At 57.7% G+C, this 10285-nt stretch carries 9 protein-coding genes; 6 read left to right on the top strand and 3 right to left on the bottom strand.

Annotated features, from left to right (window positions below; genetic code table 11):
• The first annotated feature begins 576 nt into the window (after positions 1-576).
• A complete protein-coding gene (locus tag VK574_RS18000; protein WP_472801257.1) occupies positions 577-993 on the top strand; it encodes a hypothetical protein in 417 nt (138 codons plus the stop codon).
• A 71-nt stretch (positions 994-1064) separates the two neighbouring features.
• Here the strand turns inward: VK574_RS18000 and VK574_RS17995 are convergent, their stop codons facing one another.
• Positions 1065-2018 carry a 3-keto-disaccharide hydrolase gene (locus VK574_RS17995; protein WP_472801256.1) on the bottom strand — a complete coding sequence of 318 codons (954 nt, stop codon included), beginning with the start codon at positions 2016-2018 and terminating at the stop codon, positions 1065-1067.
• Positions 2019-2035: 17 nt separating this feature from the next.
• Positions 2036-3394, bottom strand: a complete 1359-nt coding sequence (locus VK574_RS17990) for a Gfo/Idh/MocA family protein (RefSeq protein ID WP_472801255.1) — start codon at positions 3392-3394, stop codon at positions 2036-2038.
• 781 nt (positions 3395-4175) lie between these two features.
• Between VK574_RS17990 and VK574_RS17985 the strand changes: the two genes are divergently transcribed.
• From VK574_RS17985 to VK574_RS17975, 3 genes are all read left to right on the top strand, one after another.
• Complete coding sequence (locus VK574_RS17985; RefSeq protein ID WP_472801254.1) at positions 4176-6317, top strand: M28 family peptidase; 2142 nt, start codon at positions 4176-4178, stop codon at positions 6315-6317.
• Positions 6318-6379: 62 nt separating this feature from the next.
• Complete coding sequence (locus tag VK574_RS17980) at positions 6380-7297, top strand: hypothetical protein (RefSeq protein ID WP_472801253.1); 918 nt, start codon at positions 6380-6382, stop codon at positions 7295-7297.
• A gap of 21 nt (positions 7298-7318) precedes the next feature.
• Positions 7319-8632, top strand: coding sequence for a hypothetical protein (locus VK574_RS17975; RefSeq protein WP_472801252.1), 1314 nt, complete (start codon positions 7319-7321; stop codon positions 8630-8632).
• Between the two features lie 167 nt (positions 8633-8799).
• Here VK574_RS17975 and VK574_RS17970 read toward each other — a convergent pair whose 3' ends face one another.
• Positions 8800-9066, bottom strand: coding sequence for a hypothetical protein (locus tag VK574_RS17970; RefSeq protein WP_472801251.1), 267 nt, complete (start codon positions 9064-9066; stop codon positions 8800-8802).
• A 135-nt stretch (positions 9067-9201) separates the two neighbouring features.
• Between VK574_RS17970 and VK574_RS17965 the strand changes: the two genes are divergently transcribed.
• Positions 9202-9873 (top strand): hypothetical protein, encoded by a 672-nt coding sequence (locus tag VK574_RS17965; protein ID WP_472801250.1) that lies wholly within the window; start codon positions 9202-9204, stop codon positions 9871-9873.
• A gap of 209 nt (positions 9874-10082) precedes the next feature.
• Positions 10083-10285, top strand: a 203-nt coding sequence (locus VK574_RS17960) for a hypothetical protein (protein ID WP_472801249.1), incomplete at its 3' end; no start/stop codon positions are given.

Below are 10285 nucleotides of genomic sequence, written 5' to 3'. Positions count from 1 at the left end.
CGAGTTGCTAGCTGCGGCGCGGTCCATCCGATAATCGTTCAGCACGAGCTTCATTCAAGCCCGGCGCGCTCGGTTCGGCAGCGGCGCTTGCCTCAAGATGCTCGGATCGGTGCAGGGGCAACCAAAGTTCTGAGATCTTCTAGTGTTTCATGGGGCGACGCGGGCTGCTGAGCGGATGCTGTAGCAGCAACTGACGCCACAGAGGCAAGCAAGTTTGCGAACGTAAAGAAAACGCGATCTTCTATGCCCTCGCAGTAGCGGAGGAATATCAATAAGGAAGAGAGACGGCCCTCAACGAAATCCGCGATCATATCGCTCAACATGGATTCCACACTTACGTTGTCACGGGTGGAGGATATCCGCATTTCGGTTACACGATCGGATTGACCGAATCGCTTGGCGCAGAACTCATCCTGGCCGGAACCTACTTCTATCGGCTGGACGATATTTCCAAAGTGATCCAAAGTGTCAGGGTACGCTGTTGCCGCCCGTCGATTGGAACACCACACGGGCCGGAACAAAGTTGTGGGGCACTTTTGCTTCCGCAAAGTGAACACGAGTTGGGCAACTGCTCTCATGCTTGGAGCGTTCGATTACTATCCGGGAAAGAGTATTGAAGCCTACCAGATCGTTCCCGATGAAGCGCACCGGACGATTGATGTTCCAAACCTCTCGCAACCGTGGAGTCCGACTCACACACCTGCTTGGCGATGGTTGAACGAAGAATGGACGTACTATGTGCCGAAGGACTCTGTAGCCTTGACTGATCTGAACGCCCTTCGTGGCGCACGGGTCACCGAGGTGATGCGTTGGGAAGAAGACGAATGGGAAATCTTCTCGGGCGCTGGTCCAGAGATACCGGAATCAGAGAGGCGGGTGGTTCCACTGGGTGTTCTCCTCGAAGCAGACAAATCCCTACTTCCAGCTATTGATCTACATGTTGGAACGGGGTTCTGGCGGAATGAGGATTCCGAATGGAACCCATGGACTTGAGTCGTGATTCGATCACCGCCAATCCGGACAGAACTCGAATACGGGGTTCGGATATCAATTTGGATGCCTGGCTACTCCGTGGGCGTGATAGTTATGTTGCGAAAGAGGACGTGGCCTTTCTCGCCTCCCTGGAGGTATATAGGGCCGGGCTCGCTTTCGTGGCTGTCGAGTGCGCCGCCGGTGAGGCCAGGAATTTCCTGGTTGTCGATGACGGTCTGGCCGTTTTGGATTACCTTGACTTTGCGTCCGATCAGCGTGATGTCGAAGCTCTGCCACACATCAGGTTTGCGCGGCAACTCGGGAGTGGGTGAAAGGAATCCGTAGACGCCCCCGGTATGGTGGCTGGCTGGCTCGCCCTGCGACTCGGTTTCGATTTGCACCTCGTATCGACCGCGGAGGTAGACGCCGCTGTTTGAGTCTTTGCCGCAGTTGAATTCGATATGAAGCTTGAAGTCCTGGAACTTGCGGTCGCTGATGAGTTCGGGACCGTTGCCCGGGCTGACGAGATTGCCGTCCTTCACCGTCCAGTCGGGAGGTCCAGCCTTGCTCTGGTGCCAGCCGCTCAGGTCTTTACCGCTAAGGAGCTGAATGGGCTTGTCCCATTGCAGGGCCTCCTTATCGAGTACAGGAGCCTTCACGCCCGTCCACCTCCACGTGGAGCCGTCTGGGCCGTTTACAGTTCCGGAAAGGCTCTGGTCTCTGAGGTCGCCTTCAAAGATCATGTCGGCCTTGCTGGCTTCCTCTTCCTTCGGAGAGACGAAAGTGATCTGTGTTCCGGTGATCGCGACCCTGGGCAGTGGGCGGGCGTTGCCCCAGCGGCCTGTGAAGACGGCGGTGAGATTTCCCTCATTCTGGCCGATCTCGATCCAGGAGGGATATTCGAGATCAGCTCCCTTCAGGGTCAGATCCCAGCGTCCCAGAAACGGCGCAACGGAACCGGTTTGCCCGGAAACTTGCGCCGAAGTGCAGAGCGCGCCAGGAACGATCACGATCAGCGCGAAAAGAGCGAGTCTTAGGGTCTTCACGTCGGGCTCCTGTGATTTTATGCCAGTGACTTAATGGTCTGCGAGGCTTCGTCCCAGCGAACTGGAACGCCCCGAAAATAGGATTCGTTGGCCAGATGACAGGCGAGAGCCGCGTTGTGGCCAAAGACGACGTCCTGCACAACGGGCTTGCGCGACCGCACGGCTTCGAAGAACTTCCAGAGATGGGGGCGGAGATCGTCGTAATCGTTGCCGTTGATCGTAATGCTCTCGGTAGCCGGTTCCTTGCCCGGCGTCGGGTCGTGCTCTTCGTGCCACTTCTTTACGTACGCTGCGCGCATGGCGCCGGGAAATCCGCCGGAGTAATAGCTGGGTGATGTATCGACTCCTGCCTGGGGTGAATAGGTGACTGAGAACTCGCGAAGCTCGATCATCCCCTTCGAGCCCTGGAAACGAGTGACTTCCGCCGATTCGCAGCCAAGGCTCAGCCGCATGTAGACCGGAATGCCCATGTATTCGAAGAGTGCCGCTTGGACGTCCGGCATGTTGCGGCCGTCCTTCCACCGGTAAATGCCGCCAAAGGCAGAAACACGCTTCGGCACTTCATTGATGCCAAGCGAGAACTGCATACCGCTGATGAGATGGACCAGCAGGTCTCCAGCGACCCCCGTTCCATACTCTTTCCAGCAGCGCCAGCGCGCAAAGGCGTAGGGATCGAAAGGCTTCTTGGGAGCCGCGCCAAGCCAAGTATCCCAGTCAAGGTTTTCAGGCGAGAGATCGGGCGGTGGAGGATACTCCCATGCCCCGGTTGGATCGTTGCGGCCCAGAGTGGCTTCAATCAGGTTCAGGTCGCCAATCGCGCCATTCCCGATCATCTCCCTCACCTTGGCGCAGAGCACAGAACTGGTGCGCTGGGCCCCGATCTGCACAATGCGATCGGTCTTCTTCGCCGCCGCCACCATGGCGAGGCCATCGGCTGGATTGTGCGACATGGGTTTTTCGCAATAGACGTCCTTTCCCGCGGCGAGCGAATCGACCACGACCTGCCTGTGCCAGTGGTCTGGGACGGCGATGAGGATTGCGTCGACGCTTTTGTCGTCGAGCAGTTCCTGGTAGCGCCGTGTGGTCTTGATGGGCTTGCCGACAATTTCGCGGGCCAGGGTGTGGCGGCCGTCGTAGAGATCGGCCGCTGCAACGCATTCGGTGCCGGGCAGCGCGACCGCCGTTGCTAGCACGCCGCTGCCTTCCATCCCCACGCCGACAATGCCGAAGCGGACACGGTCACTTGCCGGTGAATGCTCCCAGGTGACGTAGGACGGTTCGGCATCCAGGCCAATGGAGTTGGAGGCGAGAGCGGCACCGGCAGCTACCGCGGTGGTCTGCAGAAACGCGCGACGAGACAAAAGAGATTTCGGCATATCCTCGTGATCCTTCAGGAAAGCACACCCCTTGTATCGCCGCCGGAGGTTGGTGTCAAGGCAACAAACCCCCGACCGTCCGGCACGCACGTCCTGAAAGAGGGCCACCGGTTTCTCTCGACTCCACAGCTGGAGCCGAAAATGCGTCTGGCCGAGCTCGAGAAGCCGACTCCTTAATGCAGCCGCGGTGATGTTAGATATGTTGCCCCATTTGTGGTGAACCATGAGCCGACCTGACAGAGCCAGCTCAACTCTGGAGTTCAGAGGGGTTGAGAGACAAGCGTGAAGTTGCCTGTTTTCGGGGTTAGGGAAGGGTTGCCCACCACACGGTCGGTTCTCGTCGTTGCGACGGCCAATCATCCTAGAATGAAGTTACGACGGTCGCCATGCATCCAAGGATGGGCAACATCTAGCCACCAGTGCTTTTCTTTGTAGCTTCTATTTGTCTCAGGTCAACGGCATCTGGCCAGAACGCGCAGGATGCGCCCGCTGATTCTTGCGCCAATTCCAATGCAGGGCACGTTTGTAACGAACTCGCAACGCTTGCGATAAGGCTCCAAAAGTCCGGTTACAAAAAACCTGAGCCGGTAGACGTGGAGGTGGTGCTACGAGCGGGCAAGAAGGGGGTCTACCCTCCGTCCTATTTCGGCGATTTCATGAAAACATGCAGGAATGGGTTTTCGACGCAAGGATGACCAAGCGGAATCACCCACCCCTTAGCCTGCGGCGATAACGCTGCGCTTAAAATGGATTCTTGACGACGCAGGCCAAACATCAACTTATGAAATCCTTCAATACGACAGAGTGTCTTCGGCTTATCGTGGCCCTATCCGGGCTTATGATCTATGGCTTTCAGCTTCGTGCCCAACAACCTTTTCTTACCGAGACGCAGTGGATTGCGATACGCGATGAGGCCAGCGGGATGGCGCCTTATGAAAACCTGCGCACCTTGACGCGGCTGCACCGGGTTCCAGCAACGCCGGAGTTTGAGCAAGCGGCAGATTTCATCCTGATGCGTGCCAAAGAGTATGGACTTGAAGATGCTCGTCGAGAGCAGTTTCCCATTGACGGCAAGATTCACTACGGGCTGATGCGTTCGCACCTGGGATGGCGCGTTGAGGCTGCCAGCCTGTGGGAAATTGCGCCGGAGCATACTCTTCTGGGGGACTGGGCGACGGATCCGATTCGACTGGCGGACTATAGCCACAGCGCGGATGTGGACGCATCGCTGATCGATGTAGGCGCGGGAACCCGCGAGGCGGATTATGCAGATAAAGATGTGCGTGGAAAGTTCGTTCTGGCCGATGGAGTGCTCGCGACCGTGCAGCGCATGGCGGTGATGGAGCACGGGGCGGCGGGCATTGTGAGCGATATGCCGAACCAGACAACGGCCTGGTCTGGGCTCGATCCGGCGGTGGTGCGCTGGGGCCACTTGGATCCATTCGCTCCCAAAGGATTTGCGTTCATGGTGTCACGCGGAACGGCGACTGCGCTGCGAGAGAAACTGAAGCTTGGGCTGACGGTGACGATGAGCGCGCATGTGAAAGCCGAAGTGGTTCCGGATCATTGGACGGTAATCACGGCGACCATTCCAGGGACCGACCCTGCCGCCGGTGAAGTGGTTTACAGCTGCCATCTCGATCATCAGCGGCCGGGCGCAAACGACAATGCGAGTGGATGTGTGACGATCCTGGAATCGGCACGCCTGCTCAACAAGCTGATTACTGGCGGGAAACTGCCGCGTCCTCGCCGCACGTTGCGCTTTATCTGGGGGCCCGAAGTCGAGGGTACGATGGCCTACTTGAGCACCCATCCGGAGATTCGGCGCGCACTGCGTGCCGATGTGCATATGGATATGGTGGGTGGCGACCCCTACAAGAACAAATCGATTCTGCATGTGACGGAGACGCCATGGTCGCTGCCATCTTTCGTGACTGACGTGGGCGCATTGTTCGCGGAGGCCATCAGAGAGGGTGCGGCGGTGTATGCCGAAGACGGCAGCGGCGCGGAGGCAGCTGCGCTCGAAGATCGCGATGGAGCGCCTGGTACGCGGAATGAGTTTCTGGTGGACCGCACATCGTATGCCGAAGGCAGTGATCACGACGACTATGATTCATCGACCATCGCTGTGCCTTCGCTCTACCTGCGCGACTGGCCGGACATTTATATCCACACGGATCACGACACGCTGGAGCAGATTGACGCAACCAAATTGCGACGCGTGGCGTTCCTGGGCGCCGCTTCTGGATATACATACGCGGCGCTGGGAGCGGGGAATGCGGATTCTTTGCTGGCGTTTTTTTCGACTCGTGCGCAGGGGCGGCTGGCGGAGGGCTTTGCGCGCGCGCAGGCGCTCGTCGAAGACACTCAACTGGGGCCGCAGGAAGCCTGGTATGAGGCGCGCAATCTGCTGACCCAGATGCTTCGGCGCGAGCAGGCGGAACTCGGTTCTTTCGCCATGTATACCGGAAGCGACCCTCAAAACGCGGCTGTCTTCAACAAAGATTTGGAGGCGCAGACGGTAGTGCTGAATGGGTGGATCGATCGCGGCGCGGAACGGCGTGGGGCGCACAGCTTTCTGGCGCTGCCGCCTTGGCATGACCAGCCGAATGCCGAGCGCATTCCCGTGCGCATGGGCGAGATTGGGCCGCTCACTTTTCAAAACGACGATGTGCTGCTGGACCGGCTGGGAACCGAGCGAGTGAGCAAGATTAAGCTTCTCAACGGCCGGTCGGACCGCCTGATCCGTGTGCAGGATCGCGGAGCCCTTTATGCCTACGAGATCGTGAATTTTGTCGACGGTAAGAAATCGGTGGGCGAAATACGCGATGCCGTAGCCGCGGAGTTTGGGCCTATCCCCATCGATGTGGTGGTTGATTATTTGAAGGCTTGCGAAGAAGCGAAGGTCGTAACTCTTCGTTAGAAGCGGCGAGCGGTTTTACGCATTGCGCTGGATGAATTCTCAATCTTCAGGAGCTGGCACACGTGAACGAGACAATCGGTGGAATTCTAACGAGGCTGCGTTTTATGGGCTGCTTCATGGCGTTTTTATTCATAGCGGCTTTTGGCTTGACAGCAAATCTTTTATCTCAGACAACGGCGCCTGGTGTTATTGAGCTCACCTCTGGCCTGGGCCGCAAGCTGTATGCGCTGCCCGATGACAAAACCATTGGAGACGCTCGCAAGAGCCTGGCGGCAGATCCCAAAAATATCAGCATGGTGCTGCAACTTGCGCACGCACAGGCAGCACGGCGCCAATATCGTGAAACTATAGCCACTGTTACCAGCGGGCTGGCGTTTGCACCAAACAATGCGGACCTTTATCTGGAGCGGGGCCACCGTGAGCTGGGATTGCGAGAGTTCAAGGCGGCCATGAAGGATCTGGAGCAAGCGACGCGGCTCGCCCCTGAGATGTTGGACGCTCACTATCATTTGGGCCTTGCGCATTATTTCCTGGGCGAGTTCGATGCTGCGGCAGCTTCGTTTGACCATGCTCGATCTCTGGCGAAGAACGACGATAGTTTGATCGATTGCTCGAACTGGCTTTATGTTTCGCTGCGTCGCGCCGGCAAGGAACAGCAAGCAGAGCAGGTATTGGTGCGCATCACGCCGGAGATCAAGAACACCGAACCGCACCTTTATTTCTATCTGCGCCTGCTGCACTTTTACCAAGGAAAGCTCACCGCCGAAGCCGTGCTACCACCGCCGCCCACGGGGCCGGCCGACCTCGAAGGCGAGCTGTCCTTCGATACGGTTTCCTATGGCGTGGGAAACTGGCGCTTCTATCATCACGACAACTCCGGCGCCATGGAGTTGTTTAGAAATGTGGTGAAAGGCGAGGCGTGGAACTCATGGGGATTTATCGGTTCGGAGCTGGAGCTTCTTCATGGTGAGCAGAAATAAAGTATGGTGGAGGGCATGTCCATGAAAAAGATCCTTCGCATCAGTTTGGCGTTGTCCCTTACGCTCGCAGTGCATTCGGTGAGTGCTCAAAACGCGGAGGGAAAAGATGCGGTGTATTACCCGGCCGCTTCCGCGCTGCAAACGGAGACGGACGAGTATACGCGCTACGAGCTGCTTGATCCGGAGACTGCGAGCTTCAAGATTTACTACGAAGTGACTGCGACGACCGCGGGAGCCAGGTTTTTTTATAACCCGATCCGCAAAGGCAGCGTGGCCAGCGATGAAAGTGTCTATGACGCGATGAGCGGCAAGGCGTTGCACTTTGATGCGGTGAGTGGTGCCGAGGCACGCAAAGATACGCTGATGGCGGACGCCGAACTGGACACCGAATACATCAAGGTGACACTAGCACGCCCAGTGCCGGAAAACGGCCAGGGGCGGGTCATTATCGTCAAGACTTATAAGGACGCCAAAAGCTACTACGTCGATGGCAAAACGATCGTCTTCAAGCGGCCTTTGGGAATCCAGCGCGACAAAGTTGTGTTGCCCGCGGGGTACGAGGTGGTGAAGTTGACCGTGCCGTCGCAGATTCTGACCGAGAAAGATGGGCGCATTGCGATCAGTTTTCTTCACGCGGGTGCGGGCGAGGCTCCGCTCGAAGTGCGCGCGGTGAAGGATGCGCGGACCGGCGCGAATTCATTGCCGGCGGAATTGACGAAGGAGCGAAGCTGGGAGTCGCCCTTTGCCGGAGAGACGGAGCAGGACCGGTTGTCGGAGCGGGCCAGGCAGGATCGGGACATTGTGTACTTCCTGCAGCAGCCGGAGACGCACTCCTTCAGCCTCTATCACGACTATACCGAGACGCGCACGGGTGTGAATGGCTATGCCAATGTGGTGCGCACCGGCAGTGTGGCAAGTCATCCTTCGGCTTACGTCTTGGATACGGGCGAGCAGTTGAAGGCTGGAGAGATGAGCGGCGCAGAGATGATCGCGTCAAAAATCAATACTGGGGAAACCGTGGCAGCGGATGCTCGGGTGGTGGTCATTCCCTTTGCCCCGGTACAGACAGGGCAAACGCTGCGGCTGCGCATTGCTGAGACCTATACGGCGCCGGTGAGCTATCGGCTGAATGGCGACGAGTTGGTGTTCGATCGCGGACTTGACCGGCCACGCAATGCAGTGGTGCTGCCTTCGGGCTGGTATTGCACAGCCAGCGCTGTTCCGGCCACGGTGAGCCAGTTGCCGGATGGAAGAATACGGCTGGATTATTGGGATGACCGTCCCGAGGCTGTGGATGTGTTGCTCAAGGCAAAGCGGCGCGGCGGCGCGGAGTGAGATCGTGTTCTCGGCAGATTGCGCCATGCTGCCTTGTATCCCTCAGTCATCGCGCAGGTGGCCCGCATCGGGAAGAATGTGCGCCAGCCATCAATCTCGCGCGCGCGGAGTCTCCGCGTGTAGCGAGGGCCGGTGTAGCGAGGGCCGGCTGAAATGCAAGCTCAATCTCAGCCAACAATCTGTTCTTGATCCAAATCGGTAGCGTGGTCATTTTCTCTGCTTTGCTTCTCTAAGTTGATTAATCGACTCATAACCTGGTCGGGTAATTGAGGATCCACTGCAACATTGCTCGATGTAAGTTTATTATTCCGCTTCTTTCTCTTAGGCTGATTCGCCGACAATACACTCGCATCCTCCAAGCCTGATTCGACAGCCTTACGCAAGCGCGTGTAACGCACTTTGCGCCGATCCTTGGCAAGTTCAGAGGCACGCATCAGGATCTCAGCCAGGCTCTCGGGCGATTGATGGAGCATTGGCTATAGTACCGGTCGCAGAACAAGTCGCCGTGAACGTATCGTCCCAAGATTGACGCGGAGGGGAAGCCAACGGTAGGCGGGCGTGCGCGACCGTTGCAGACGCTGATCTGGTATCCCGCTGAGAAGAGCGGCAAGAAGCCGATGACGGTAGGGGACTACAGCGAGCTGCTGGTTACGGAGACGAGTTTCGATAAGCCGAAGCTCTGGGGGGAATGGAAGGCGTGGATCGACGGGATGAAGCCGACGCTTAACGATTCACTGTGGGCAGTTCGGGACGCGACAGCCCTGAATGAAAAGTTTCCTTTAGTGATCTATGCACCAAGCTTCTCGGCGATGTCTTGGGACAATGTGGATTTGTGTGAGTACTTGGCGAGCCATGGGTATGTGGTGTTGTCGAGCACGGATCTGGGAGCGACGGCGCGGGTGATGACTAACGATCTTGAGGGGATCGACGCCCAGGCGCGGGACATCTCGTTCCTGATTGGCTATGCGCGGACGTTGCCCAATGGGGATATGTCGGAAATTGCAGAGGCCGGATTCAGCTGGGGCGGGATCTCAAATCTGTTTGCGGCAGCGCGGGATAACCGGATTGATGCCCTGGTGGCGCTGGATGGGAGTATGCGGTACTACCCCGGGGTTGGTGAAGAATTCGGGCTATGTGCATCCGGAGGAGATGACTTTGCCGCTCATGTTTTTTACGCAGGGTGCGATCTCGCTGGAAGAGCAGGCGACGGACTTTACCAGCAAGGACAACGACGGGCCTAACGTGCTCAATGCATGGACGCGTGGAGATTTGATTTCCGTGGATGATATGGCGCTGACTCATGTGGAGCACAGCTCGATGTATCAGCGGAATGAAGAGATAGAGTGGTTACCATCGCGCAAGAGCCCAAATGGTTCCGCGTGGATATGCACGATCATCTTGCCCCAACAGCTGAATTCCACAAGCTGCAGCGATGGGAGCATTCCATCCTTTGCAGAGATGGCAAGTCGGCACGAAGTTGATCAAGCAGACGAGGCGCCAGCACTATGCGCAGGGTGTGCCGCGCGGGCGAGGACTACGCAGTTACATAGCGGCGACGAAATCCGGAAGCACGTCAGGTGCGCTTACCTCCAAAAGCTGTGCCATCCGCGCCGCCATTCCGGTGTACATCGACGCAACTTGGAATGCATTCGA

This window comes from Occallatibacter sp., assembly GCF_035317045.1.
GTDB lineage: Bacteria > Acidobacteriota > Terriglobia > Terriglobales > Acidobacteriaceae > Telmatobacter.
This window is presented reverse-complemented; position numbering and strand designations above follow the sequence as displayed.